Annotated in this window: 26 protein-coding genes, 1 tRNA gene and 1 pseudogene; 16 read left to right on the plus strand and 12 right to left on the minus strand. The window is 63.4% G+C overall.

Annotated elements, in window-relative coordinates:
* The first annotated feature begins 544 nt into the window (after positions 1-544).
* The gene (locus AC5ZG1_RS22150; RefSeq protein WP_496134078.1) at positions 545-1,339 is read left to right on the plus strand and encodes an SGNH/GDSL hydrolase family protein; all 795 of its coding nucleotides are present in this window, start codon (positions 545-547) and stop codon (positions 1,337-1,339) included.
* Here AC5ZG1_RS22150 and AC5ZG1_RS22155 read toward each other — a convergent pair.
* On the minus strand, positions 1,316-1,615 hold the full coding sequence (locus AC5ZG1_RS22155) for a winged helix-turn-helix transcriptional regulator (RefSeq protein ID WP_207230945.1): 300 nt from the start codon (positions 1,613-1,615) through the stop codon (positions 1,316-1,318). The two genes, AC5ZG1_RS22150 and AC5ZG1_RS22155, sit on opposite strands and share 24 nt — an antisense overlap.
* Positions 1,616-1,796: 181 nt before the next feature.
* On the opposite strand from AC5ZG1_RS22155, the gene AC5ZG1_RS22160 reads away from it, so the two are divergent.
* Positions 1,797-2,123 carry a nuclear transport factor 2 family protein gene (locus AC5ZG1_RS22160; protein WP_496134079.1) on the plus strand — a complete coding sequence of 109 codons (327 nt, stop codon included), beginning with the start codon at positions 1,797-1,799 and terminating at the stop codon, positions 2,121-2,123.
* Here the strand turns inward: AC5ZG1_RS22160 and AC5ZG1_RS22165 are convergent.
* From AC5ZG1_RS22165 to AC5ZG1_RS22175, 3 genes are all read right to left on the minus strand, one after another.
* On the minus strand, positions 2,103-3,218 hold the full coding sequence (locus tag AC5ZG1_RS22165; protein WP_496134080.1) for an acyltransferase family protein: 1,116 nt from the start codon (positions 3,216-3,218) through the stop codon (positions 2,103-2,105). The genes AC5ZG1_RS22160 and AC5ZG1_RS22165 overlap by 21 nt on opposite strands.
* An 84-nt stretch (positions 3,219-3,302) precedes the next feature.
* The gene (locus AC5ZG1_RS22170) at positions 3,303-3,506 is read right to left on the minus strand and encodes a hypothetical protein (protein ID WP_028168768.1); all 204 of its coding nucleotides are present in this window, start codon (positions 3,504-3,506) and stop codon (positions 3,303-3,305) included.
* A 157-nt stretch (positions 3,507-3,663) separates the two neighbouring features.
* Positions 3,664-4,284, minus strand: a complete 621-nt coding sequence (locus tag AC5ZG1_RS22175; RefSeq protein WP_496134082.1) for a TetR/AcrR family transcriptional regulator — start codon at positions 4,282-4,284, stop codon at positions 3,664-3,666.
* A 118-nt stretch (positions 4,285-4,402) separates the two neighbouring features.
* On the opposite strand from AC5ZG1_RS22175, the gene AC5ZG1_RS22180 reads away from it, so the two are divergent.
* On the plus strand, positions 4,403-4,972 hold the full coding sequence (locus AC5ZG1_RS22180) for a hydrolase (protein WP_496134083.1): 570 nt from the start codon (positions 4,403-4,405) through the stop codon (positions 4,970-4,972).
* The gene (locus AC5ZG1_RS22185) at positions 4,969-6,087 is read left to right on the plus strand and encodes an AbrB family transcriptional regulator (RefSeq protein ID WP_496134084.1); all 1,119 of its coding nucleotides are present in this window, start codon (positions 4,969-4,971) and stop codon (positions 6,085-6,087) included. The genes AC5ZG1_RS22180 and AC5ZG1_RS22185 overlap by 4 nt, the downstream gene beginning before the upstream one ends.
* On the opposite strand, the gene AC5ZG1_RS22190 is transcribed toward AC5ZG1_RS22185, so the two are convergent.
* Complete coding sequence (locus tag AC5ZG1_RS22190) at positions 6,037-6,675, minus strand: TetR/AcrR family transcriptional regulator (RefSeq protein WP_496134085.1); 639 nt, start codon at positions 6,673-6,675, stop codon at positions 6,037-6,039. The two genes, AC5ZG1_RS22185 and AC5ZG1_RS22190, sit on opposite strands and share 51 nt — an antisense overlap.
* A 63-nt stretch (positions 6,676-6,738) precedes the next feature.
* Between AC5ZG1_RS22190 and AC5ZG1_RS22195 the strand changes: the two genes are divergently transcribed.
* On the plus strand, positions 6,739-7,680 hold the full coding sequence (locus AC5ZG1_RS22195) for an alpha/beta hydrolase family protein (protein WP_496134086.1): 942 nt from the start codon (positions 6,739-6,741) through the stop codon (positions 7,678-7,680).
* A 446-nt stretch (positions 7,681-8,126) separates the two neighbouring features.
* Here the strand turns inward: AC5ZG1_RS22195 and AC5ZG1_RS22200 are convergent, their stop codons facing one another.
* On the minus strand, positions 8,127-8,300 hold the full coding sequence (locus tag AC5ZG1_RS22200) for a hypothetical protein (protein WP_165435055.1): 174 nt from the start codon (positions 8,298-8,300) through the stop codon (positions 8,127-8,129).
* A gap of 338 nt (positions 8,301-8,638) precedes the next feature.
* On the opposite strand from AC5ZG1_RS22200, the gene AC5ZG1_RS22205 reads away from it, so the two are divergent.
* Positions 8,639-9,184, plus strand: a complete 546-nt coding sequence (locus tag AC5ZG1_RS22205; RefSeq protein ID WP_496134149.1) for a CAP domain-containing protein — start codon at positions 8,639-8,641, stop codon at positions 9,182-9,184.
* 144 nt (positions 9,185-9,328) lie between these two features.
* On the opposite strand, the pseudogene AC5ZG1_RS22210 reads toward AC5ZG1_RS22205, so the two are convergent.
* Together AC5ZG1_RS22210 and AC5ZG1_RS22215 are read right to left on the minus strand one after the other, a co-directional pair.
* A pseudogene (locus tag AC5ZG1_RS22210) lies at positions 9,329-9,506 on the minus strand (EamA/RhaT family transporter); the annotation flags it as partial.
* Between the two features lie 144 nt (positions 9,507-9,650).
* Positions 9,651-10,538: a LysR family transcriptional regulator gene (locus AC5ZG1_RS22215; RefSeq protein ID WP_496134087.1), complete on the minus strand. Its 888-nt coding sequence runs from the start codon at positions 10,536-10,538 to the stop codon at positions 9,651-9,653.
* Positions 10,539-10,637: 99 nt separating this feature from the next.
* Here AC5ZG1_RS22215 and AC5ZG1_RS22220 point away from each other — a divergent pair, with 99 nt between their 5' ends.
* The 3 genes from AC5ZG1_RS22220 (at position 10,638) to AC5ZG1_RS22230 (ending at position 12,398) form a co-directional block, all read left to right on the plus strand.
* Positions 10,638-11,360, plus strand: coding sequence for an SDR family oxidoreductase (locus tag AC5ZG1_RS22220; protein ID WP_496134088.1), 723 nt, complete (start codon positions 10,638-10,640; stop codon positions 11,358-11,360).
* A gap of 89 nt (positions 11,361-11,449) precedes the next feature.
* Positions 11,450-11,980: a nuclear transport factor 2 family protein gene (locus AC5ZG1_RS22225; protein ID WP_496134089.1), complete on the plus strand. Its 531-nt coding sequence runs from the start codon at positions 11,450-11,452 to the stop codon at positions 11,978-11,980.
* Positions 11,981-12,071: 91 nt separating this feature from the next.
* On the plus strand, positions 12,072-12,398 hold the full coding sequence (locus AC5ZG1_RS22230; protein WP_496134090.1) for an Atu4866 domain-containing protein: 327 nt from the start codon (positions 12,072-12,074) through the stop codon (positions 12,396-12,398).
* 283 nt (positions 12,399-12,681) lie between these two features.
* Here the strand turns inward: AC5ZG1_RS22230 and AC5ZG1_RS22235 are convergent.
* A tRNA-Ser gene (locus AC5ZG1_RS22235) sits at positions 12,682-12,771 on the minus strand.
* 275 nt (positions 12,772-13,046) lie between these two features.
* Positions 13,047-13,784: a hypothetical protein gene (locus AC5ZG1_RS22240; RefSeq protein WP_496134091.1), complete on the minus strand. Its 738-nt coding sequence runs from the start codon at positions 13,782-13,784 to the stop codon at positions 13,047-13,049.
* A gap of 926 nt (positions 13,785-14,710) precedes the next feature.
* Between AC5ZG1_RS22240 and AC5ZG1_RS22245 the strand changes: the two genes are divergently transcribed.
* From AC5ZG1_RS22245 to AC5ZG1_RS22275, 7 genes are all read left to right on the plus strand, one after another.
* Positions 14,711-15,604: a septal ring lytic transglycosylase RlpA family protein gene (locus AC5ZG1_RS22245; RefSeq protein WP_496134092.1), complete on the plus strand. Its 894-nt coding sequence runs from the start codon at positions 14,711-14,713 to the stop codon at positions 15,602-15,604.
* A 240-nt stretch (positions 15,605-15,844) separates the two neighbouring features.
* Entirely contained in the window at positions 15,845-17,104 is a 1,260-nt protein-coding gene (locus AC5ZG1_RS22250; RefSeq protein ID WP_130223364.1) for a D-alanyl-D-alanine carboxypeptidase family protein, read from the plus strand.
* Between the two features lies 1 nt (position 17,105).
* On the plus strand, positions 17,106-17,792 hold the full coding sequence (gene tmk, locus AC5ZG1_RS22255; protein ID WP_456641663.1) for a dTMP kinase: 687 nt from the start codon (positions 17,106-17,108) through the stop codon (positions 17,790-17,792).
* Positions 17,789-18,829: a DNA polymerase III subunit delta' gene (locus tag AC5ZG1_RS22260; protein ID WP_496134093.1), complete on the plus strand. Its 1,041-nt coding sequence runs from the start codon at positions 17,789-17,791 to the stop codon at positions 18,827-18,829. The genes tmk and AC5ZG1_RS22260 overlap by 4 nt, the downstream gene beginning before the upstream one ends.
* A gap of 58 nt (positions 18,830-18,887) precedes the next feature.
* A complete protein-coding gene (metG, locus tag AC5ZG1_RS22265) occupies positions 18,888-20,840 on the plus strand; it encodes a methionine--tRNA ligase (RefSeq protein WP_496134094.1) in 1,953 nt (650 codons plus the stop codon).
* 14 nt (positions 20,841-20,854) lie between these two features.
* Entirely contained in the window at positions 20,855-21,646 is a 792-nt protein-coding gene (locus AC5ZG1_RS22270; protein ID WP_496134150.1) for a TatD family hydrolase, read from the plus strand.
* Complete coding sequence (locus AC5ZG1_RS22275) at positions 21,643-22,449, plus strand: MBL fold metallo-hydrolase (RefSeq protein ID WP_496134095.1); 807 nt, start codon at positions 21,643-21,645, stop codon at positions 22,447-22,449. The genes AC5ZG1_RS22270 and AC5ZG1_RS22275 overlap by 4 nt, the downstream gene beginning before the upstream one ends.
* A gap of 108 nt (positions 22,450-22,557) precedes the next feature.
* Here the strand turns inward: AC5ZG1_RS22275 and AC5ZG1_RS22280 are convergent, their stop codons facing one another.
* Both AC5ZG1_RS22280 and AC5ZG1_RS22285 read right to left on the minus strand, forming a co-directional pair.
* A complete protein-coding gene (locus tag AC5ZG1_RS22280) occupies positions 22,558-24,207 on the minus strand; it encodes an acyl-CoA synthetase (RefSeq protein WP_130223372.1) in 1,650 nt (549 codons plus the stop codon).
* Between the two features lie 27 nt (positions 24,208-24,234).
* The gene (locus AC5ZG1_RS22285) at positions 24,235-26,133 is read right to left on the minus strand and encodes a TRAP transporter large permease (protein ID WP_496134096.1); all 1,899 of its coding nucleotides are present in this window, start codon (positions 26,131-26,133) and stop codon (positions 24,235-24,237) included.
* Between the last annotated feature and the right edge of the window lie 36 nt (positions 26,134-26,169).

Raw genomic sequence — 26,169 nt, forward strand, 5'->3', positions numbered from 1 at the left:
CGGGGCGCCAGGACCACACGACTTCGCCGTCCGTGCTGTGTGTGCTCGTCAGTCACACCCATCACGTCCACCGCATCCCACCGCGACGTTCGTGACGATCGCGAGCCGCCCCCTCATTCGGGTGAGACGCGCAGAGTTAAATCACTGATTTGCCCGACGGCGAAAGCGGAATGTTTTTCTCGCGTGGGCTGGACAGACTTTGGCTGATTTGCCCGTCGGGTTGTTATGTCGCACCCAAGGTAGCCACATCGTCATTGCGAGCGAAGCGAAGCAATCCATAGCGCCGCTTGCGGAGACGTGGATTGCTTCGCTTACGCTCGCAATGACGGGGCTGTCATTCAGGGGCGATGCGTCGGCATAGAGCCCGGAATCCGTTTTCCCGCAATGCAAGTGGCTCGATGGATTCCGGGCTCGCGCTTCGCGCGCCCCGGAATGACGGAGAGTAAGGTGCTCGTGGCCTATCCTCGAGCTGCCGTTTACGCGGCTCATCGAGATGGAGAGCGCAGTTGCTCCGAACCGGTTGTGGGTGATAGAGAGCCGGCCTATGGAGCGGCGGGCTTTTCTTAAGACATTTGGAATCGGCGCGGTAGGTTTGGGCACAGCCTTTTGGGCTGGCAGCCGGAATACCATGCGCGGCGGCTGTTATCTTCAGCTCGGGACCAGCATCAGCGCGGGCACCGGCTCAACCCATGGCGGAGCCACACCAAGCATCATAGGCGAGCGGCTCGGAATGTTCGCCATCAATGGCGCCTTTCCGGGTTCGTGTGCCGGTCAACATAAATTGCCGCCGCTCAACCCTGTTTCACTTTACGCGATCGCCGACGCGATTTCCTCGGGCGATTGGTCTGCACAACAACGAACCGGAGAACCGGTCCACGATTCGTCTGTCACTAACCTGCGGGCGACGAACTTTCCGAGCGTCACCCACATTGCCCTGGAGTACGGCGCCAACGACTTCCGCTACGACCGCCCGATCGGATCGGACGATGATGTCGGCAGTGAGACCTTCAAAGGGGCGCTCAATCATTCGATCAGGCTCCTGCGGAAGTCTTGCCCGACGGCGCGGATCTTTCTCATCACGCCCTGGTGGTTGCCAACCCAAGACGATCGCGATAGCGATGTGCATCCGAACAAGCTCGGATATTTTCTTCGCGATTACATCGGCGCCATGCTGCGCGTGGCGGAAATAAACCGCGTCCCATGTCTTGATCTCTTCAATTTAGGAGGGGTCAGCAAAACCAACTATCGGGCTCTCACCCACGACGGGGTGCACCCGAACAATTGGGGCGTTCTGCTCCGGGCCGTCCAGATATCCTCATTCATTTCGACCAGCGTCTAGCGGTGGCGCAAGCGGGCGCTGCTCGGCCCAGGTGAGCAGCCCATCGAGCGACGGACACAAGGATTGTCCCCAATCGGTCAGGCCGTATTCGACCTTCGGCGGCACCTGGTGATGGACGATGCGATGCACGATGCCGTCGTTCTCCATCTGGCGCAGTTGCTGAATCAGCATCTTCTGCGAGATCCCCGGGATCGCCCGCTCCAGGTCGGAGAAGCGCAGCAATTTGCCGCCAAACAGGTGGAAGAGGATCACGAGCTTCCACCGGCCATCCAGCATCCTGAACGCCTTCTCAACGCCCTCGGCGGCGCTCGCGGCTGTGTACTCAATCTTACCCAAAAGTCAGTACCTTACCTTTTCGTGCGTTCTTGCGGTTTGGCGAAGCTACAAACACCTTTCCGGCTACGCAATCGCGATCCGCGACCGCGTCGTTCCTGACGCGCAAAGGAAAGGAAATCCGATGTCTCTCGATCTGCCGGGCCCCGTTGCCGTCTACTTTGCCGCCGACAGCCGCGATGGCGATGCCATCGCGCAATGCTTCAGCGAACGCGGCGTCGTGAAGGACGAAGGGCGCAAGCACGAGGGGCGCGCGGCCATCGCACAGTGGAAGGCCGATGCATCGACCAAATACAACTATACGAGCGAGCCGTTCGCTGTGGAGGAACGCGACGGGAAGATCGTCGTCACAGCGCATGTGGTCGGCGACTTTCCCGGTAGTCCGATCGATCTCAGATACGTCTTCGGGCTCGATGGTGACAAGATCGCCTCACTCGAGATCCTTCCCTGAGGTCGGAGCGAGCGACAGCAATTGCTGCTGTCTAGATTCGATCGCGCTCGCCGGCGAGGGCTGTTTCGTGGCCAGCCGCCGGCCCAGGGCAATGAACGGCTTCTCGATATATCGCCAGGAGAGCCAGGCCATCGGCGTCGTCAGAGCGACCGCCGCGATCGTTGTCGCAGATATCGCGAGCAGGACCGGCAGCCCCCTGGCATCGAGCAGTCGGCCGGTGAGCCACATACCGATCGGGTGAAGGAGATAAAAGCTGTAGGAGATACGGCCGTAGAAACGGACCGGACGGAGATCGAGAACGGCAAAGAGGCCGATCGAGCTTCGAAAGGCGACCAGCAGCACCAGCAGCGAGGAACTCAAGGTCTCCAGCGCAATGATCAGCGCGGTCTGTTTCTGTGATCCGCAGAAGCAGAGCAGGGCGATGGCCGCGATCGACAGGGCCCAGGCAGCGGCCGTGCGGAGCCGCTCGGCCGTCCGCTCGCCCTGCATCTGCAGAAGAACGCCGGCGACGAAGGCGTAGAGCGGCGCCAGGCTGGAAACGCCGCCAAGCAGATGCACATAGGTCCCCCAGAAGGAGAGCCCGAACAGGACAGCGATCGACACCATGAGCGGCTGCGGGCCGAAGCGCTGAAAAATCCAGACCGACAGCAGGATGACCGGCGTCGCGAAGCACTCGACGGTCATCGACCACATCACGCCGTTGATGTCATGGCGGACCATGATCGCATTGAGCATGACGTTGAGCGGATTGAATTTCGCTTCGTAGCCGACATAGAAGCCGTATTGATGGTGCAGCAGCGTCAGCAGAGCGACCACCGCGATCGCCGCGGGAAACAGCCGGAACAGGCGATGTCGCAGAAACGTGACCGGGTTCGGATTGTTCTGCAGCGAGCGCGCCAGCACGAAACCGCTGAGCACGAAGAACATCACGACCGGCGCCATGCCCGTGACATAGGTGTCGGTGAACTGGCTCGTCATGTGATAGCCGACGACCGAGACCGCCGCGATGCCGCGCAGCGATTCAAGGCGAGGCAGGAAACCGAGCTTTCCTGCCTTGCTTGGGCTCACCTGTGCTTCGGGGACTGCCGCCATCATGGTCGCGTAACATTCCGCGCAGAGCTTGGCTACTGTGGCGCGCCGGGCACGCGTTCGCCAACCTTCCGGACTAACCCTTATCCGCTAACCTTTGGGCCCTGAGGCGCTGTCGATCCATTGTCGCGTCTCCTCGTCGGACCAGCCAGGAACGGCAAATCCCTTCGGCGGGACAATGGGCTGCTGCTCGAGACGGAAATGTCGCTCGGGATGTCTGACGCGACGCACCGGCGCCGCGTCAGCAGCGGCGCACAGCATGATCAGCACGCCCAAGCAAAGAGCAAATCGCATCGGATATCCTCCGCTTCGACCGGACGTTCGCGCAACGCGAACGCTGCCTGCCATGCAGAATCTGGTCGCAGTCGGCATTTCCAAAATGCGCACCTGTTTTCACGAAAGCGGCAACGATCCGCCTTCCGATGCGCTCACTGCGCGCAAGCCGGTGCAGCTATCCCGCCGGCCTGCCGGGCGCGAGCCTGGCGGCGAGATAGAGGCGGTTCATCAATCTGAGCTGCTCGGGCGCGCCGGGGGTTGTCGGCGCGTCCTTCATGGTCATGCCGACCATGGTCTTCATGTTGTTGAGCACGACCGCGGCGATGTCCTCGGCCTCCTGCTCGTCGAGGCCGGGCGCGCAACGCTTCAGCGCTGTCTTGATGCCGGCGAGTGTCTGGCTGCGGAAGCGAAGGCGGATCTCGGTCCAGTCGGTGCGGGAGTCCAAAAACGCGGTGACTGCGCGGATCTGCGGATAGAGCTTGGCCAGGAGATCGATGAGGATGTCGGCCAGTTGCTCCGGATTGGCGTCGGCGGCGTGGGCGAGGATCGCGTCGTATTCCGCCCGCAGCACCTCGGCATAGTGCTGCATCAAGGCGTCGGCGACGGCGTCCTTGTTCGGAAAGAAGCGATAGAGCGAGCCGATCTTGGCGTCCGCCCGCGCGGCGATCTCCGCCATGGTCGCGGCCTCGAAACCCCGTTCCTGGATCACCTCGGCCGCCGCCTGCATGAGTTCGGCGACGCGCTGGCGGCCGACCTCGCGCTGCGGCTGGAGCGGTTTGCGGTCCCGACTTGACAAAGTTGAGTATATCCTCAAATAGAGTGGTTGCGTGCTTGAGCTTTCCCTCAAGTATTTAGCCGCTCCCCACGCGCCCGGCAACGGGCGGGGACGCCCCCACCTGGCGAAAGGACATCCCATGCTCATCCTGCCTGCCGCGACCACAGCATTGATCCTGATCGACCTTCAAAAAGGGATCGTCGGCCTGCCGACCGAGCCCCATTCCGGTCCAGCCGTCCTTGCCCAGGGACAGGAGCTCGCCCGGCGCTTCCGCGCGGCCAAGGCGCCCGTCGTGCTGGTCAACGTCGCCTTCTCGCCCGACTTTGGCGACGCGCTGAAGTCGCCGGTCGATCAACCGATGCAAGCGCCGCCCGGCGGCTTTCCCGAGGGTTGGTCGGACTTGGCGGATGGCCTCGCCGCACCGTCGGATATCAGGATCACCAAGCGGCAATGGGGCGCGTTCTATGGCACGGAGCTCGATCTGCAGCTCCGCCGGCGCGGCGTGACCACCGTGGTGATCGGCGGCATCGCCACCAATATGGGCGTCGAATCCACCGCGCGTGCCGCGCATGAGCATGGCTATGCGGTCGTGCTGGCGGAAGACGCGAGCGCCGATCGTTCGGCGGACATGCACGCCTTTGCCTTCGAGCACATTTTCCCGCGGCTCGGCCGCGTGGCTAAAGCGGCCGAGATCGAGCTGCAGCGGTGAGCGAGCAGCAAGCCTATCTCCCGCTCCGAGCGCTGCCGGTCGCCGTCCGCTGGGCGGTGCTCGTCGTGGTTTCGCTGCTGATCGCCGGCGTGCTGCAGTGGGTGAGGCTGCCTGCCGCCTTGCTGCTGGGGCCGCTGGCCGCGGCCGCGCTGGTGCAGATAGGCGGAGGGGCGGTGAGGGTGCCCCGCCTGCTGATCGCTGCAGCCCAGGCAATCATTGGCTGTCTCGTCGCGCAATCGATCACGCCGGCAATCATCAGCGGCTTCGTGCGCTACTGGCCGATCATCCTCGCCACCGTGGCGCTTTCGGTCGGCGCAAGCGCTCTGATCGGCTGGACCATGAGCCGCTTGCGCATCATCCCCGGCACCACGGCGGTGTGGGGCATGCTGCCCGGCGCTGCCACGGTGATGATGGTGATGGCCGAGGCTCACGGCGCCGATTTCCGGCTCGTGGCTTTCATGCAGTATCTGCGCGTCGTGCTGGTGGCCGCGGCGGCCTCGGTGGTGGCGCTATGGTTTGCGCACGGCGGTGGCGGCCGTTTCAGTGCCGGGCTTTTTCAGCCTGTCGACCTGACGAACCTCGGAGCCACCACGGCCATTGCGCTCGTCGGCGCTGGTCTTGCCGCGCGGATGCCGGCCGGCGTGCTGCTTGGGCCGCTCGTTCTCGGCGCGGTGCTCAACGTGCTTGGCTGGGTGAAGATCGAGCTGCCGCCGCTGGTGCTGATTGCAACCTACGCGCTGATCGGCTGGAACACGGGCTTGCGCTTCACGCGTGACGTGCTGGCGACCGCTGCCCGCGCGCTGCCCCAGAGCATCGGCGCAACCGCGATCCTGATGGGGTTTTGCGGCCTGCTGGCGTGGCTGTTGGTGGTGCTCCTGCACGTCGATCCGCTGACCGCCTATCTCGCCACCAGCCCCGGCGGCGTCGATGCCGCGGCGATCATCGCCGCCTCGACCAAGGTCGACACGTCCTTCGTCATGGCGCTGCAGACCGTGCGCGTGATCCTGCTGCTGTTCGTCGGTCCGTCGGTCGCGCGCTGGGTGGCGGGAACGCTCGATCGCGCGTCAGCCAGTCCGGGGCCGGATGGTCCGCCGGACCCTGGCAACCTTGATTGACTTGCGCGGCGTCGGCATCAGCCCGCGAATGAGATGGGTGGCCGCTGCTCCAGCGGTTTCCATGTAGCTTGGATCACGATGCAGCAGGACGACGGCAAACGCGCCGTCCAACAGCAGGATGACCTGCCGCGCAAGCTGCCGCGCTTCCCGCGAGGCGGCCGCATCTTCGAAGACGGAGCAGAGCCAGTCCTCGACGCGTTTCTTGTGCGCGCGGCCGATCACCATCGCTGGATGACCGGGCAGGTTGACCAGTTCGACTGAGGTACGCAGGAAACCGCAACCCTTCCACTTTGCGCCTCGTGCCGATCGCGCCAGATTGCGAAAGATCGCTTCCACCTTGGCGGCCACGTCACCGTCGGCCTCGGCGAACCAGCGCTTGAACAAAGCGAGATTCGGCTGGTCGCGGATCTCGAGATAGGCCGCGATCAGATCGTCCTTGCTGCGGAAATGATAGTAGAGCGTTCGCTTGGTAAGGCCGGCCTTTTCCGCCACCGCATCGACGCTGACGGCGCGGATGCCCTCGCCGTAGAACAATTTTCCGGCGGCTTGAAGGATGCGCTCGCGCGTCGAACGGCCAGTCTCGCTCATGGCGCCTTATGTATACCGACCAGTGAATATACACAACGCAGTCCATCGCTTACCGTCGCGCGCATGACCAAGGTGGCGCTGCGTATATCGATGGAGGATGGGACACCCGTCACGATTCCCTGCCGGGACGGCGTGACCATCGGCGGCCATTTGTGGCTCGCGCCAGCCGGCCGCTCCGCCGGCAGCATCATCGTCAATGCGGCAACGGGGGTGGCTGCGCGCTATTACCACCGTTATGCATGCTTCCTGGCGAACCACGGCTTCGATGTCCTCACCTATGACTATCGCGGCATCGGCGGTTCGCGGCCGTCTCGACTCAGAGGCTGTGGCTATCGCTGGCGCGATTGGGGCGAACTCGATTTCGAGGCGGCGCTTTGCTTCATGCACGAACGTCGGCCGCAGGCTCGCCTCATCGTGGTCGGCCACAGCGTCGGCGGTTTTCTGGCGGGGCTCGCCGCAAGCGCTGGCTTGATTGAGCGGATGCTGACGGTCGGCGCGCAATATGCCTGGTGGGGCGACTATGCGCCGCGCCGGCGCGCTGGCCTGTTCCTCAAATGGCACATCGCCATGCCCGTCATGACGGTGCTCTGCGGCTATTTTCCCGGCCGCAGGCTCGGCTGGCTGGAGGATTTGCCTGCCGGCGTCGCCAATGAATGGAGTTTCCGCAGGCGACGCTTCGAGCGCAGCCATCCACGCGGCGAGAGACAGGCCGTGCTCTCACGGATGGCGGCGGTGACGGGGCCGATCCTTGCGATTGCCGTGTCGGATGACGAACTCGGCACCGTGCCCGCAATCCGTCGCACGCTTGGCTACTACACCGGTGCGCCGCGCACGGCGGTGCTGCTCGAGCCGTCCGACTACGGTCGCAAGGCGATCGGCCATTTCAATCTCTTCCACGACAGTCACGCGGCCGGCTTCTGGACCGACACGCTCCCGTGGCTCAGGGATGGCCGCAATCCCTGGCCAGGGCACGTGCTTGCATCTGTCGGTCCTGGCGGGCCGTAGTTGAGAGGTGGAGCGCTTCGCCAAGCGTGCTTTCGGCGGTGTTTAACATGTCTCAGAAAGGTACGCCGCCGGGCTTGAAATACACTGTCCCGGCGGCGCCCTGTCTCATACTGGGCCCCTGAAATCCCCAGTACCCATTGAAGTGCAACGTGTGTGCCACAAGGGTGTGACGCCAAAGAAAACTTATTTGATCGCGGCGCGGGAATAGGGCGGGACCGTCCGGTGTATCGCTAATCGTCAGCAGCCCTCTGCAACTTTTGCTCAGTTGGAGCGTAGCTCTGGCATGAGGGAAGATTTGGTCCGGTTTCGTCAGCTAGCTCAGGAATGCAGGGACCGGGCGGCAGAGGCTCGCAGTCCGGTGGACGAAGATGCCTGGCTGACGCTCGCAGCCGATTGGCTGGCGCTTGCGAAGGCCAGTGAGGCTCCAGAGGCTGGCGATGACGCGGCTACAGGCCGCGCTGCATCCGGTTGACGGCGATCAGGAGCTCGGGCCGCTCCAACACTTCCACCAATCGATCAAGGAAGACCCGCTCGTTATTGCGCGGTCGCGGCTGCAAGTATTCTTCAAGTATGCCCTGGGCATCACGAACGGCCTGAAGAGCTAACTGCTCGTCCGTCATTCTAGTCGCCTCCCTGCAGTGGTGAATGCAACCCCAACACAACACAATTGAGCAAAATACGGTTCCATTTTGCTTAATCAGTGTTTGCACGGAAATCTTGCCGCAAGCTGGACGAAAGCAATGTTCAGCATTCTTTCCCGATAATGCATTGATATTTTTCATTTTTGTTTTGAGGGAAGGGCCTTCGCGAGCGCCTTGCTGGCGCCCGTGTTCGCGCGTATCGACATCGCGTTCCCAAGATCAAGTTGGGGGAAAGCGCAGTCCGAAATAATAAAATCAATGACTTACGGGTTCGTCCGGTCTCTTTATCGCTCCGGAAGACTGATTTGGGAACATCGATGAAATCCCTCCTTACACTCTGCCTTTGGTTTACCGCTTGCTGTTACCCAGCGCTTGCTCGGGCCGAATCTCCCGCCGCCATGATCTCCGGCTATCGCGTACAGCACGGGGAGGGGCGCGTGGTGCTGGATGCGACGCTCACGCGCATTGCGCACGAGCAAGCCGCGGCGATGGCGGCAAAGGACAAACTCGACCACGACGTCCTCGGCCCCTTCAACTCGCGCGTCCACCCAGCGGGCGCGGGCCGGGCGGCAGAAAACATCGCCTACGGCTATGACAGCTTTCCAAAGACCCTCGACCAATGGATCAATTCGTCGGGTCACCGGCGAAATCTGCTGTTGCACAACGCCTCGCGCGTTGGCGTCGCCAGCGTCAAGAGTTCGGCGACCGGGCGGACCTATTGGGCGATGGTGATTGCCGGCGACTATGAGCGTCCGAAGGTGGCGAAGAATTCGCCGAAGAGCTCAAAGCAGGCGACGGTTGCCAAGCCGAAATCTCGCGCTGTGGAGGCCTGTCGTCTGAAAATTCTCAGCATCTGCCTCTGATGCAGGGCTTTTCCTGACGGAGGCGCGAGTTTGGCACAGGCCAGAGGGCCGACCCAACTGGATGAAAGATGGGTGTGAGCGCTACTGACGCGGTCGGCTCGAACTCATCCACTTTCTTCCTAGCAGAGTGCTGATCGCCGAGCGCAGGCCCCGCCAGCGGAGGATAGCCGCAAGGATCGTCCCAGCGATCAACGTCTGCGCCGCGATCAGCGTGACCGGCGGGATGGTTTCCACCCCGATCTTGATGAAGCTGTAGAATGCCCCCAAAAGCGTCGGCCAATAGCACCGTCAGCTTCGGCGCCATGTTTGTCTTGCCGGTCATCATCCCTTTTCCGCGACGATTCCGATGCGGCGGTGCTAGCTGCTTCGGAACAGGGGATGCTTCGGCCACGGCCGAACTGTCTAGGCTGACGGCATGTCCTCCACCTGCTGCTAGCTCTGATCGGCAGCCTTGTTACAGCCGGGGCTATCGCCACTGCCGCACATGCTCGATCAAAGCGCGCATTTTGGGCGCCATGTTGCGACGCTGAGGAAAGTAGAGAAAAAAACCGGGAAACGGCGGCAGGAATTCTTCCAGGAGCGGGACGAGTTCGCCGGTCTTCACGAATGGATGGAAGGTTTCCTCCGTTGCAAAGGTGATACCCGCCCCGCAGAGGGCCGCACGAAGCATCAAGCGCAAGTCGTTCGTGGTGATCTGGGGTTCGACCGCCAGGTCGAAGGGAATGCCGTTCTCTTCAAACTCCCAGCGGTAGGGCGCGACGTTCGGCGTCGGGCGCCAGCCGATGCAGCGATGATGGATCAGTTCGCGTGGATGCGCCGGCGCGCCGTGGGCCGCGAGATAGGAGGGAGCTGCCACGACGGCTTCGCGCTGATCGCCTGTCAGGGGAACCGCGATCATGTCTTGCTCGATCACTTCGCCCAGCCTGACGCCCGCATCGTAGCCGGCCGCGACGATATCGAATTCTTCGTCCGTGACCGTGACATCGATCGTGACGCCAGGATGAGCCGCGGCGAAGGAGGCGATGAGGGGGCCTGAAAGGAACCGCTCGGCAATTGAGGTGACGGCGATGCGCAGCAGCCCGCGCGGCGCATTCTCTGCGGCCACGTAGTCAAGCACCGTGGCGATATCCGAGATGGGTTGGGACAGTGCCTCGCGCAGACGCTCACCCGCTTCCGTCAGGCGTACCGAACGGGTCGTGCGCGTGACGAGGCTCGTGCCAAAGGCATCCTCAAGCCGCCGCACTCCCTGGCTGACAGCCGAGCGGGTCACGCCAAGGCGATCGGCGGCAGCGCGGAAGTTGTGTTCTTCCGCGACGGCAAGGAAGAGCGGCAGCAGGTTGAGGTCAATCTTCATTGTCCAGCATTGCTAACCATCCAGTCAAACACTGGACGGATACCAGCAACAGCGGCGAACGTCCATCTTGGGCTCCGAATGCAAAGCAAGGGGCACGAAATGGACAAGGTTATTCTGATCACCGGCGCCTCCAGCGGGATCGGCGAGGGCATCGCCAGAGAGCTCGGCAGGGCCGGCGCAAAGGTGCTGCTGGGCGCCCGCCGGCTGGACCGCATCGAAGCCATCGCCGGTAACATCACAGGAACCGGCGGGATCGCCCAAGCCCGGCTGCTCGACGTGACCGACCGCCATTCCATGGCCAGCTTCGCTCAGGCGGCGATGGAGAAGTGGGGGCGCATCGACGTTCTCGTCAACAATGCCGGCGTGATGCCGCTCTCGCCGCTTGCGGCCGGCAAGCTCGACGAATGGGAGCGCATGGTCGATGTCAACATCAAGGGCGTGCTCTGGGGCATCGGCGCCGTCTTGCCGATCATGGAGGCGCATGGCAGCGGCCAGATCATCAATATCGGCTCCATCGGCGCGCTCTCGGTCTTGCCGACCGCCGCCGTTTATTGCGCAACGAAGTTCGCGGTTCGCGCGATCTCGGACGGCTTGCGTCAGGAGAGCACAAATATCCGCGTCACCTGCGTCAACCCCGGCGTCGTGGAAAGTGAACTCGCCTCGACCATCACCCATGCGGAGACCGTGGCTGTGATGGAACGCTATCGGGCGATCGCGCTTCAGCCCGCCGACATCGCGCGCGCTGTCCGGCAACTGATCGAGGCTCCGCCGAGCGTGGACACAACCGAAATTACCATCCGACCTACCGCATCGAGCAACTGATGCCGGACGATCCGATCCGCGATCGGGGTCAATCCCGTGCTGATGACCCCGTTCGCGGCCTTTATCCCCTTAACGACAGGAAAGAGGCCATGACCTTTGCCACTTCGATCGACCGGCTTGCGGGCCGCACCCGCACGCTCCTGATCCTCCTGACCGTCATAGCGACCACGGGCCTCGCCCAGGCCAATTCCCCCACGCCGGATGCTAACATCGAGGCGCGGAATGAAGCCTCCGTGCGTAAGGCTTTCGAGGGATGGACTGCGGGCGGCAACGTTTTTGCTGACCTCCTGGCCCCCGACGTGACATGGACAATCCATGGCTCCGGCCCAGTTGCCGGCACCTATCGCGGCCTCAAGGATTTCGTCGATCGCGCCTCGGCTCCCCTTGTGAGCCGTCTCGCGACTCCGCTCCGGCCTGTCGTGCACCACATCTGGGCAAAAGGGGACAGGGTCATCGTCCGCTTCGACGCTTCGGCCACCACGACGTCGGGAGCGCCGTACCGCAATCGGTTCGTGTGGATCTTCAAGATGAAGGACGGGTCTGTCGTCGAGGCCGAAGCCTTTCTCGATCTCGTCGCCTATCAGCAGGTCGTCGACAACAACGAGCCGCGCCGGCAATAGGCGGCCATAACGAACCTCGCCGGGGCCAGTCGCTTCGTGTCCCCGGACACGGAGCGGCCGGCCGCGGCCCAACTCAACACACACATATGAAATGAGGAGCTCGGCCATGCAGCGCGTCTTTGCAGCCATGATCGTGGCAACGCTCCTGATCCCACCTGGGCGGGCCGAGGAAACAGAATTGAAAGCCAATCACCCCTATGTCGGCCTCTGGGTTACGCAGGACGGCCACATCCGTCACGAACTTCTGCCGAACGGCCGCTACATTGAAGCGCGAGGGACGCGCGAGCGTGCCTACGAGGGCCGTTACGAAGTGACCGGCACGCATATCGAATATTGGGATGATACCGGCTTCACCGCTGATGGCGAATTCATCGACGATGTTCTGCATCACGCCGGGATGATCCTCTATCGCCGGTAGCGCAGGGGGCGTCTTCCGAAATAAACCGCCTGCGCGGCACCGGCATCCGCATCAATGTCCTATCGCCGGGACCGACGCGGACCGAACGAGGTGCAGCCCGACCGCTCGTCATGGTTACAGGTGAACGGCGGGATGGACTCGAAGCGGTCGTTCCGTGCTGAAGTCTGTGGCCTCGATCTGAATATATCGGGCTATGGCGTAGAATCGACGGGTCGCTATGCCACGTGGCAGGCGTCCGATAATCGGCGACTATGTCGCGCTATTGAGGGCAATCGGCGGCCAATGGCGGAAGGGGTGGGATTCGAACCCACGGTACCCTTGCGGGCACGCCGGTTTTCAAGACCGGTGCCTTAAACCACTCGGCCACCCTTCCAAACCAATGTTTTCAAGTGCTTAGCGGGAGGTTTCAATGGAACAAACCGCGAAATCGGCACCCGATTGGCAGCCTGGCGATTCAGCGCCGTGTTGATCGCCGCTGCCACCTGCCGTCGTCCTTTCTGAACAAATGGGCGTAGATGCGCAAGGTGATATCAGGCTTGGCGTGCCCGAGACGCTTGGAAATTGTGACCGCATCCACGCCGGCACGGAGCAACTGGCAGGTCGCTCCATGCCTTGGAGTAGCGCTTGGTGCCGCTTTCGGTTCGTCGATCAGACGCCCGCTGGCCCTTGCGAGACATCGATCACATGGCGCTCGCTGCCAACGGTGATGACGATGGTGTAGGTCTTCGGTCCGCCGCCCTGGTCGGTCGGCGGTGCCAAGTGTAGCTGGCCGCCGTACCATTCACCCGACATCAAAGTATTGTCCTTGATGACAGCTTGTTCCAGCGCAGCCATATTGCGCTGGCCGGTTTCGATCGTGGCTTCGATCATCGCCTCATTCTGTGCTGCAGCGTTTTCCCGGGCGATTGCTGCAGCGGTCGGACTGTAGAAAGTGCCGGTGCGACCGGAGGGCGTCCTGTAGTGACCATGGCCAGCCTGTGAGGCGCTATACGCATTACCGGCGGCCGCAAGACCGGTGAAGATAGCGGCCGCTACTTGGCGGTTCTTCTCCTCCTGGACCAGCATCTCGTAGGTGACGACCTGCATGCCGAAATCCTGTCCGCCAACATGCTGGACGGCCTCGACCTGGGCCACGCGGAAGTCGACGGGCTGACGTCCGAGATTGTTGATGCCGACCACAAATACAGGTCGCCCGTTGGCCTGAAGCTGCCGCGCCGCTGGACGGACCAGCACCAGCGAATTCTTCTGCCGCGACACGAGCGCGGGCTGGCCGTCGCGCATCAAGGCCTGCTGTTGCGGGTTCGACGTCTTGAATGAAACAGTTTCGCCGGCCGAGACACAACCCGCCAGCGTGGCGCACAACGCCACGATCGACAATTTACGCATTGGAATTCCCCCAAACCTGCCATACCCAAAGCCCAACCGGCGCGCGAGATCAAGAGAGCGGTGGTCTTTATGGCGTGGAGCAATGCGCGTAAGCCTCGCTAAGGAGCTTGCGCAGTTCGTCTCAGGCTGGGAGCCGAAGATCAAGGACGGTCTGGCGACCGCCGCGCAGGGAAGGCGAGATCAAAAAAAACTGTGCGAAAACTGCAAAGGCCGCGCACGTCGAAACGAGAGCGCAGCACGATCGGCCCGGAATGCCCCCGGGGAGGCGTGGCCTTAGCCTAGTTCAGCGCGAAGGCCAGCAGGCTCGAGCACAGCAGCACGAAGCTTGCTGCTGTGAGCGTCAGGAATCCGTCGGAGACCAAGTCGTGTTTGCGCATGATGCACCTGCTACACTCCGATGCTCGTCCGAATCTATTAAAGCTTTACGAACATGCCTTTCGGGAAAGAGGTGATGCGTCTTTCCATTTCGCGTTGGGCTTTACGCCCGGGTGCGAAAACCCTCATAGGCATGGGCCAGAAAGATCCCCGCGCTCACCAGGCCCATCACCGCCGTAACCGTCTCGATCATTTCAGAACTTCCTTTGCGCCCCCTGCGCACGAGGGAGAGAACGACTGCAGCCTTGCACAGTCAAAAGAATCCTGCCGGCAACGCTGCGATCGGCCGTGAAGTGATGATTTGCTGCAACAGATGTGTGAAAGCGGGACAGCTTTGCCCGTAGAATGCCGGGGAGGGCGCAACCGAGAATTTACCATGGTTCGGCTCTCCCCATTTCCGCCGTGTTCCGGTTGCGATATCCTCACGTTCTGATGCGGAAGGTGGGCCGCATCGTGGGGATCAGTGACGCGAAGAGGCCTCGCAAGTGGGCACGCGTCCGGTAGCGTGGTAGTTGGGGTCGATGGGGAAGCGGCAATATCCGATTCGAGCGATGGCGCGGGGGGTGGCTGCGGTCGCGACTTGCCTGGTGCTCGCCAACTGCGCGTCCTCGAACAAGTTCGCGAGCCGCGTCGATCCGAAGTACGGTGTTTCCGCAAGCCCGCGCGTGGTCGCCTTCGGCGACCCGGTACCGAAGGGCGGCGGGACCTATCGGGTCGGCAAGCCCTACATGGTGGCCGGGCGCATGTATGTGCCGGAGGAAGACGCCAACTACCGCGCGGAGGGGATGGCCTCCTGGTATGGCGATGATTTCCACGGTCGGCTGACCGCCAATGGCGAAGTGTTCGACATGGCCTCGCTGACCGCCGCTCATCCGACGCTGCCCATGCCCTCCTATGCGCGGGTGACGAATTTGCGGAACGGCAAGTCGCTGATCGTGCGCGTCAACGACCGCGGCCCCTATCACGGCAACCGCCTCATCGACGTCTCGAACAAAGCCGCCGAACTGCTTGAATTCAAAGGTCATGGCGTCGCCCGCGTCCGCGTCGAATATGTCGGACGGGCGCCGCTGGAGGGCTCCGACGACCGCCAGTTGTTGGCAACGCTGCGCAGCGGCGTGCCGGCGCCGTCGCCGTCCACGGTCCGGATCGCCTCGGCCAGGCCGTTCGTGCCTGACATGTCGTCCTCGGCTGGCCACATCCGGGCCGAGGTTCCGCTGCCGGAGGGGCGGCCCTATTCGCTGGGCAATACGTCGGCCGATTACGCCTCGACCAATGCGACCTCGGAAATGTCTGCCTCCAGCCGTGGGCGCGGGCGGGGCACCGCGAATCTGCGGCAGGTGTCATATGACGCCAATGGCAGCTCTGCGAGCGATGCCGGCTCGGCCTATGTCCCGATTGATCCGCGCGGTCCGGCGGAAGTGCTGAGCGGTCGCGGGCTGTACTAAAATCAACAGCTTCACGCGCTTATCTTAAGAAACCTGATCAGCGCCGGCTGCAGCTTCGAGCCGTTCAGGCGTACGCGTTTCCGCCGTCTTTGCCGGATTTGCTTCAAGGAACCGACGCGGCTTACGCGATAGGATCATTTTCACTGCGGGAGTGCGCGCCGGCTACGGCCTTGCGGCCAAAACCTCAGTTGTTTGCGGTACTTCCAACTGGTAGAAGGCCCCCGTTTCAGGACATCGCCGATGATCGCTGCTTCTCGATCCGCTTTCCCGGCGCGCCGGCCCTGGTGTTCACCTTGGCGCGCGCTGACGGCGGCTGCGGTCGCGCTTGCGATCGGCTTCGGCACCGCGGTCTATGCCGCCAACAACAGCGTGCAGGGCGCCAAGAAGGAGGAGGGCGGCTTTGACGGCGATGCGCCGACCGCGATCCTGATCGAGGCGTCCTCGGGCAGCGTGCTTTTCGAGAAGAACGCCGACGAGCTCCGCGCGCCCTCCAGCATGATGAAGCTGATGACGGCGGAAGTCGTCTTCAACGCCCTCAAGAACGGCCACATCAAGCTGACCGACGAATACAAGATAAGCGAATACGCTTGGCGACGGGGCGGGGCGCCCTCCGGCAGCTCGACGATGTTCGCCGCCATCCACAGCAAGGTCTCGGTCGACGACCTCTTGCACGGGGCGATCATCCAGAGCGGCAATGACTCCTGCATCGCGCTCGCCGAAGGCATCGCCGGCACCGAGCGCGAGTTTGCGGCCGATTTCATGACCAAGCGCGCCCGGGAGCTGGGGCTGACCAAATCGACCTTCGCCAATTCCAACGGCCTGCCTGACCCCGGCAACAAGATGACCGTCCGCGAGTTGGCGAAGCTCGCGCGCCATATCATCCTGACCTATCCCGACATGTACAAGCTGTTCGGCGAGAAGGAATTCACCTGGAACAAGATCCGTCAGCTCAACCGCAATCCGCTGTTGAACTCGCTGAGCGGCGCCGATGGCCTGAAGACCGGCTACACCAAGGAAGGCGGCTACGGCATGGTCGGCTCGGCCGTGCAGAACGACACGCGGCTGATCGTGGTGGTCAACGGGCTGGAGGACGCCGATGACCGCGCAAGCGAAGCCAAGAAGATGCTGGAATGGGGCTTCCGCAGCTTCGAGACCCGCACGCTGATCGCCGCCAACCAGACCATCGGCTACGCACGGGTGTTCGGCGGGGAAAGCCGCTCGGTGAAGCTGACGAGCCCCGAACCGATCAAGGTGATGGTGTCGAAGAACGGCAATGAGAAGCTGCTCGCGCGCGTGGTCTATAACGGCCCGGTGCGGGCGCCGATCCAGGCCGGGCAACAGATCGGCGTCGTCAGGGTCTGGCGGAGCGGCAATCTTGCCGTGGAAACGCCCGTCTACGCGGCGGACGCGATCGGCACGGGATCGACCGTGCGCCGGGCGCTCGACGGCGCCCAGGAGCTGGTCATCGGCATGTTCCGCGCCGGCGTCGAGAAGCTCTGATATGGCAAAGGCGAGGGCCAAACGACCATCCTTGCGCGGGCGTTTCATCACGTTCGAAGGCGGCGAGGGGTCCGGAAAATCCACACAGATCAAGCGGCTCGCCGAGCGGCTGAACGGGACCAAGGTGCGCACCATCGTCACCCGCGAGCCCGGCGGCTCGCCGGGCGCCGAGATCATCCGCCATCTGCTGCTGTCGGGCATGGGCAAGCTGCTCGGGCCCGACGCCGAGACGCTGCTGTTCGCAGCCGCGCGCGACGACCATGTCCGCACCGTGATCCAGCCAGCGCTGAATCAGGGCATCTGGGTGCTCTGCGACCGCTTCTTCGATTCGACGCGCGTCTATCAGGGCCGGCTCGGACAGGTGCCGCCCGGCCTCGTCAGCGCCATGCAGCGCGTCACCATCGGCGACCTCAAGCCGGATCTCACCTTCATCCTCGACGTGCCCGTGGAAGTCGGCCTGAAGCGGGCGGCGGCACGGCGCGGCAGCGCGGCGCCCGACCGCTTCGAGTCCGAGGACGTCCAGTTCCATCAGGATTTGCGCGAGGCGTACCGGCAGCTCGCGGTCGAAGACCCGCAGCGCTGCCTGCTGATCGATGCCGATGCCGACGCCGATGCGGTCGCCGAGCGCATCTGGCATGCGTTGCGCGAGCGCCTCCTCACAGCAATTCCGGCGGCGAGCCACGCATGAGCGCGCGCAAGGTCGAGCAGGAGATCGCGGTCCGGCATCCGCGCGAGACGCCCGATTTCTTCGGGCATCGCGAGGCGGAGACCGCGCTGCTCGCGGCCTATCGCTCGGGCCGCATTCCGCACGCCTGGCTGATCGGCGGTGCGGCGGGCATTGGCAAGACGACGCTGGCCTATCGCATGGCGCGCTTCGTGCTGGCGCACCGCGATCCGCTCGCGCCTTCCGTGCAGCAGGCGGAAACGCTGGCGGTCGATCCGCAGGATCCGGTGGCGCGGCAGGTCGCGGCGGGTGCTCATGGCGGGCTGTTGGTGCTGGAGCGCGGGCTCAACGACCGCGGCGTGCTGCGGACGGTGATCACGGTCGACGAGACCCGCGAAACCATCTCGTTCTTCGGCTCGACGGCTGCGGTCGAGGGCTGGCGCGTTTGCATCGTGGATACCGTCGACGAGCTCAATCCGAATGCGGCCAATGCGCTCCTGAAGATTCTCGAGGAGCCGCCGCAACAATCGCTGTTCCTTTTGGTCAGCCACGCGCCGTCGCGGGTGCTGCCGACGATCCTGTCCCGCTGCCGTAAATTGCTGCTCAGGCCGCTTGATACCGATGACGTCATCCGCGCCGCTTCCGCGGCCGCCGAAATGGCACCCGACGATCCGGCGCTGATCGAGGCCGCCGCAGCGGCGCAGGGGAGCGTGGCGCGGGCGCTGAACCTTCTCGGCGGCGACGCGCTGAAGCTGCAGCAGAAGACCGCAGCGCTGCTTGCGACATTGCCGCAGGTCGATCCGCGCGAACTGCATGCGCTCGCGGATTCGCTGGGCCTCAGCGATCGCGTGGCGCTCGCGGCCTTCATCGAGGGCGTCGAACGCTGGATCAGCGACAGACTGCGCACGGGCGATCCCAACGCCAATTTGCCGCGCCTTGCACGGCTGGCGGAGGTATGGGAAAAGATCGTCCTCGCCGCGCGCGATACCGAAGCATACAATCTGGAACGCAAACCGCTGGTGTTCTCGGTGTTTTCGATGCTCGCGGAAGCCGTGCGGTAATCCGCCATTTCACCAATCCCGATCATTTTCGCTTGAACTGCACCTTGAGGAATTCGTTGTGGCTCGGAAAGCTTCGAAGAAGAAAAAGACGAAGAAGGCAGCACGTCGCGCCGCCGAGGCCGCGGTGAAAACGCGCACGAAAAAGAAGAAGGCGACTACGAAGAAGGCGAAAAAGACGGCCAAGACGGCCGTGAAGAAAGCTGCCAAGAAGAAAACCGCCGTCAAGAAAGCCGCGGGCAAGAAGGCAACTGCCAAGAAGGCAGCTAGCAAGAAAGCGACTGCCAAAACCAAGAAGACCGCGAAAAAACCGGTAAAGAAAACCACGAAGAAGGCTGCGCCGGAAAAGCCGGTTCCTGCTCCTGAGCAGGCCAGCACACCCGCGCCCGCGCCGGTGGCGAAGAAGGCGCCGAAGCCAAAGCCGAAGCAACCCGATCCCGCCGCCAACCCCGCGCCTGCGACCGATCGCGGCAACCTGTTCTACATCACGACCGCGATCGCCTATCCCAATGGCCAGCCGCATATCGGCCACGCCTATGAGGCGATCGCGACCGATGCGCTGGCGCGCTTCCAGCGGCTCGACGGCAAGGACGTGTTCTTCCTGACCGGCACCGACGAGCACGGCCAGAAGATGATCCAGACCGCGCAAGGCGAGGGACTGACGCCGCACGAACTCGCCACGCGCAACGCCGCCCGCTTCAAGGAAATGGACGAGCGGCTGAACGTCTCGTTCGACCGTTTCATCCGCACCTCCGAACCGGCGCACCACCGCTCGGTGCAGGCGATCTGGGATCGCATGCTGGCGAATGGCGACATCTATCTCGACAGCTATTCCGGCTGGTACTCGGTGCGCGACGAGGCCTATTACGCCGAGGACGAGACCGTCGTCGGCGAGGACAATGTCCGCCGCGGACCGCAGGGCACGCCGGTCGAGTGGGTCGAGGAGAAGAGCTACTTCTTCAAGCTCTCCGCGTACGAGGACAGACTGCTTCATCTCTACGAGAGCCAACCCGATTTCATCGGGCCGGACTCGCGCCGCAACGAAGTCATGAGCTTCGTCAGGAGCGGGCTGAGGGATCTCTCGATCTCGCGCACGACGTTCGACTGGGGCGTCAAGGTGCCCAATGATCCCGAACATGTGATGTATGTCTGGGTCGATGCGCTCACCAACTACATCACCGGTGTCGGCTATCCCGACGAGACCGATCCGAACTGGCGGTACTGGCCGGCGGATGTGCACATCATCGGCAAGGACATCATCCGCTTCCACGCGGTGTATTGGCCCGCTTTCCTGATGTCGGCCGGCATCCCCGTGCAGAAGCGCGTCTATGCCCATGGCTTCCTGTTCAGCAGGGGCGAGAAGATGTCGAAGTCGGTCGGCAATGTCGTCGATCCCTTCAACCTCGCGGACCAGTATGGCGTCGATCAGATGCGCTATTTCTTCCTGCGCGAGGTGCCATTCGGGCAGGACGGCAATTACAGCCACGAGGCCATCGTCGCGCGCATCAATGCCGACCTTGCTAACGATCTCGGCAATCTGGCGCAGCGCTCGCTGTCGATGATCGCCAAGCAGCTCGACGGCGTGCTGCCGGAGCCCGGCGAGTTCTCGGACAATGACAAGGCGATCCTGGCGCAGGCAGATAACATGCTGGAGGCGTCGCGAAATGCGATGGCGACCCAGCAGATCCACCAATGGCTGAACACGGTGTGGGCCGTGGTGGCCGAAGCCAACCGCTACTTCGCGGGCGAAGCGCCATGGGCGCTGGCCAAGACCGATCCTATCAGGCAGAAGACGGTGCTGTATGTGACCGCGGAGGTCGTGCGCCAGATCGCGATCCTGACGCAGCCTGTGATGCCGGAAGCCTCGGCCAAGCTGCTCGACAGTCTGGGCATTCCCAGGCACGATCATAAGTCGCGCCAATTCGCGGCCTTTGGCGAGCGGCTCAAGCCGGGCGTCCAATTGCCGCCGCCGGTCGGCGTGTTCCCTCGCTATGTCGAACCAAAGACCGATTGAGCGGTTGGAAGGACATGCTGGTCGACAGCCATTGCCACCTGGATTTTCCTGACTTTGCCGAGGATCTCGACGCCATCGTCGCGCGGTCCGAGGGTGCGGGCGTGGGGCGCATGGTCACGATCTCGACCCGGGTGCGGCGGCTCGATGGGCTGCTTATGATCGCCGAGCGTTTTCCGAACGTCTATTGCTCGGTCGGCACGCATCCGCATCAGGCCGACGAGGAAGACGGCATTGCGCCGGCCGAACTGATCGAGCTGACCAGGCATCCGAAGGTCGTGGCGCTCGGCGAGGCCGGGCTCGACTACTTCTACCAGCACGGTTCGCGCGAGGCGCAGGAGCGCGGCTTCCGCGCGCATATCGCCGCTGCACGCGCCACCGGCCTGCCGCTCGTGATCCACACCCGCGAGGCGGACGAGGATTGCGGCCGCATCCTGGAAGACGAGGTGGCGAAGGGACCGTTCAAGGCGGTGCTGCATTGCTACACCGGCGGGCGTGAGCTCGCGATGAAAGCGATTTCGCTTGGCCTGTCGATCTCGTTCACGGGCATCCTGACCTTCAAGAAATCGGAGGCGTTGCGGGCGCTCGCGGCCGAGCTGCCTGATGATCGCATCATGGTCGAGACCGACTCGCCGTATCTCGCGCCCGGCAAATTCCGCGGCAAGCGCAACGAGCCTTCTTACGTGGTCGAGGTCGCCAAGGTCCTCGCCGAGACGCGCGGCGTTTCGCTCGAGGAAATCTCGCGACAGACCACCGAAAACTTCTTCCGGCTCTTCTCGAAAGTGCCGGCTCCGAAAGAGGGGGCATGACGCTCACGTTGACGATTTTGGGCTGCGGCTCCTCCGCCGGCGTGCCGCGCCCGGCGCTCGGTTGGGGCGCCTGCGATCCGAACAATCCGAAGAACCGCCGCCGCCGCTGCTCGCTGCTGGTCGAGCGCAATGGCGCGCACGGCACCACGCGGATCGTGGTCGACACCTCGCCCGACCTGCGTGAGCAACTGATCGACGCCAACGTCGATCACATCGACGCGGTCTTCCTCACGCATGAGCACGCCGACCAGACCCATGGCATCGACGACCTGCGCTCGGTGGTGATGCATCAGCGCCGACGCATTCCGGTCTACTTCAACCAGTCGACCGCCAAGGACATCATGGCGCGGTTCTCCTATTGCTTCATCTCGCCCGAGGGCAGCGACTATCCTCCGATCCTGACGCGTCACGGTATCGAGGCGGGCGAGAGCCATACGACCGAGGGGAAGGGCGGTCCGGTCAAGCTTTCCGCCTTCCTGGTCCAGCACGGCAGGATTCCCGCGCTCGGCTTTCGCGTCGGCGGCGCGGCGTACACGCCAGATTTGCACGATATCCCTACGGAAAGCTGGCCGGCGCTGGAGAACCTCGATCTCTGGATCGTCGACGGATTGCGCTATGCGACGCATTCCAGCCACTTCAGCGTGGCCGACGCGCTGTCATGGATCGACCGCTTCAAGCCGAAGCGCGCCGTCATCACCAATATGCACGCCGACCTCGATTACGAAGTGCTCCGCCAAAGCCTGCCCGCGGGCGTGGTGCCGGCCTATGACGGGATGCGGCTGGTGCTGGACAAGGCGGGGTAAAAGTCCATCGTCGTCATTGCGAGCGCAGCGAAGCAATCCATTCCTCCGCTTGCGCCCGTGGATAGATGGATTACTTCGCTGCGCTCGTAACGACGGCGGTGATCGCGGCTAGGTCGAGATCGCCTTCGCTGATCCGACCTGGTTACGCAGCATGAATTTCTGGATCTTGCCGGTCGAGGTCTTCGGAATCGGGCCGAACACGACCGCCTTCGGCGTCTTGAAGCCGGACATCTGCTCGCGGCAGAAGGCGATGATCTCTGCCTCCGTCGCCTGCGCACCTTGCTTCAGCTCGACGAAGGCGCAGGGCACTTCGCCCCATTTCGGGTCGGGCTTGGCGACCACTGCCGCAAACAGCACAGCGGGGTGCTTGTAGAGAATATCCTCGACCTCGACCGAGGAGACGTTCTCGCCGCCGGAGATGATGATGTCCTTGGAGCGGTCTTTGATGATGACGTAGCCGTGCTGATCGAGCACGCCGAGATCGCCGGTGTGGAACCAGCCGCCGGCGAAGGCTTCCTGCGTCGCCTTCTCGTTCTTAAGATAGCCCTTCATCACGATGTTGCCGCGGAACATGACTTCGCCGATGGTCTCGCCGTCGCGCGGCACGGGCTGCATCGTGGCCGGATCGAGCACGGTGACAGCCTCCTCGAGCGGGTAGGGCACGCCCTGTCGCCGTTTCATCTGAGCGCGCTGCGGGGCGGGCAATTCGTCCCAGCCGGGCTGCTCGGCGCAGACGGAGGCAGGGCCATAGACCTCGGTCAGGCCATAGACATGTGTGAGCTTGATGCCGATCCGCTCGGCGCCTTCGAGCACGGCGACCGGCGGGGCGGCGCCTGCGATCAATCCAATCACGGGCTTTGCGCGCCCGCCCTTCGGCGCGTCCGGCGCATTGATCAGCACGTTGTAGACGATCGGCGCGCCGCACATGTGGCTGACGCCGTGTTTTGCGATCAGCTCGAAGATCCTGGTGGGCTCGACCTTGCGCAGGCAGACATTGACGCCTGCGGCGGCTGCTATGGTCCAGGGAAAGCACCAGCCGTTGCAGTGGAACATGGGCAGCGTCCAGAGATAGACCGGATGCTGTCCGAGATTACCCGCGAGGATGTTGCTGACGGCGTTGAGATAGGCGCCGCGGTGATGCGTCACCACCCCCTTGGGATTACCCGTGGTCCCCGACGTATAGCTGAGCGCGATCGCTTCCCATTCGTCGTCAGGCCGACGCTCGACAAAGGCGGGATCGCCCAGCGCGAGCGCCGCTTCATATTCGATCTCGCCGATGCGCTGGCCGCCATCGAACGATGCATCATCGACGTCGATGACGAAGGGCTTGGGACCTTTCATCTGCGCCAGCGCGTCGGCGATGACGCCGGCGAATTCGGGATCGACCAGGATGATCCTGGCGCCGCCATGATCGAGTTGGAACGCGATCGACGGCGCGTCGAGCCGGATGTTCAACGTGTTCAAGACCGCGCCGGTCATCGGCACCGCGAAATGCAGTTCGTTCATCGCAGGGATGTTCGGCAGCATCGCCGCAACGGTATCGCCAACCCCGATGCCGCGGCTGGCGAGATAGGACGCGAAGCGCCGGCAGCGATCGTAAGTCTCGGCCCAGGTGAAGCTACGGCCTTCATAGACGGTGCTGACATGGTCGGGATAGATGGCGGCCGAACGCGCCAGGAAGCTGAGCGGCGTCAGCGGCACGTAGTTGGCGGGCGTCTTGTCCAATCCGATATTGTACTGGTTCTGGGCTGCGCTCATGGCTGGATCCCATTAAAGATTAAAGTCTCACAAGAACCCGATGGAAATCCACGGGAAGATCGCGACGATGATCAGTCCAACCATCAGCGCCAGAAGATAGCCCCAGATCGGTCTGATGCCTTCCGCCGGATCGACGCGCCCGATGGCGCAGGCCGCATAATAGCCGACGCCGAAGGGCGGTGCGAACAATCCGATGCCCATCGCCAGGATGATGATCATGGCATAGTGCACCTCGTGGACGCCGACGGCACGCGCAATCGGGAACAACAACGGCCCGAACAGCACGATCGCCGGTATCCCCTCGAGCACGCTGCCGAGGATCACGAATGCCAGGATCGACACCGCGATGAAGCTTGCCGAGCCGCCGGGGAGGCCGGTCATGGCCGCGGCGAGCGCCCGCGAGAAGCCGGACTGGGTGAGCCCCCAGGCCATCCCGGTTGCCGTGCCGATGATCAGGAGGATCGCACCCGACAGGCAAGCCGTCTCGACCAGCATTGGCACGAGTCGCCGCCAGTCGAAATTGCGGTAGATCAAAAGGCCATAGATGAAGAAGCCGACGATAAAGGCGTAGACGATGCCGATCGTAGAGACTTCCGTTGCGGTGGCGATGCCCTCGATGACGGCGTAGCGGATCACGAAAGGCAGGGCCAGCGCCGGCAGGGCGATGATGAGTGTCCGCCCAATCTCGGCGCCGCTCGCCCTCTTCACGTGCCGCAAGTCCTCCTTGCGGTAGCGCCACCAGACCAGCACCGACAGCGTGATCGCCAGCACCACGCCAGGCAGCAGGCCGCCGGTGAACAGTGCGGCGATCGAAACGCCGGTGACCGAGCCGATGGTGATCAGCACGAGGCTCGGCGGGATGGTTTCGGTCTGCGCGCCGGTGGCGGAGAGCAGGGCGACGAGATCGCCGGGACGGGCGCCGCGCGCCTTCATCTCCGGAAACAGCACCGGCGCGACGGCGGCCATGTCGGCGGCCTTGGAGCCGGAAATGCCGGAGACCAGATACATCGCGCCGACCAGCACGTAATGCAGTCCGCCACGGACATGACCGAGCAGGCTCGCCAGGAAGGCGACCATCGCCCGCGCCATGCCGGTCATCTCGATCAGAAGACCCAGGAAGACGAACAGCGGCACTGATAACAGGATCAGATGGCTCATGCCCTCGTCCATGCGGCCAACCAGCACCATCAGCGGCGTGCCGGTGGTCAGCGCCAGATAGCCGTAGGTCGCAAGCCCGAACGCGAACGCGATCGGCACGCCGGCGAAGACCGAAAAGCCGGTGACGCCGACAAAGAAGATGATGAGATTGAGGTTGCCGAGCGGTCGCAAGACGCCCTTGAGCAGCCAGAATACGGCAATCACCGCCGCTACCGATGCGATTGCGGCCAGCACCGTCCGCACATCGGCCGCGCGGGCGAGCCGCAGCAGCGCGAACAGCGCCATCAGGCCGATCCCGGTCGGTAGCGCCGCCGCCCGCCAGCTATTGAGGATCTGCAGCGCCGGCGTCGTGATGTAGCTTTCCTCGTAAGCGTATTCGTAGGCCGGCCAGGCGATCAGAAGCAGGAACGCCAGCGCCGCGGCGGTGGCGACGAGATCGAGATAGGACCGCAGCGCCGGACGCGCATTGGCGACGACGGCGGTCATCCGCATGTGCTCGGCGCGGCGGAACGCGACCGCAGCGCCCAGCATCGCCAGCCACAGGAACAGGATCGAGGCCAGTTCGTCCGACCAGATCAGCGGGCTGTGCAGCGCATAGCGAGCAACCACGCCGGCGAACAGGATCACGATCTCGGCTACGACCAATAGCGCCGCCGGGATCTCGACCAGCCGTCCGAGGGTGTGTTCGAGCGATTCCGTGAACGAACGGCGGCGAGGGGAGTGGTCCGCCTCGCCGGCCATGATCTCGCTCAGTTCGGCATGAGCCATCACGGCCCCCTGCACTAGAGATTATTGAGTTGGCGC

The organism is Bradyrhizobium sp. Leo78, from assembly GCF_059512425.1.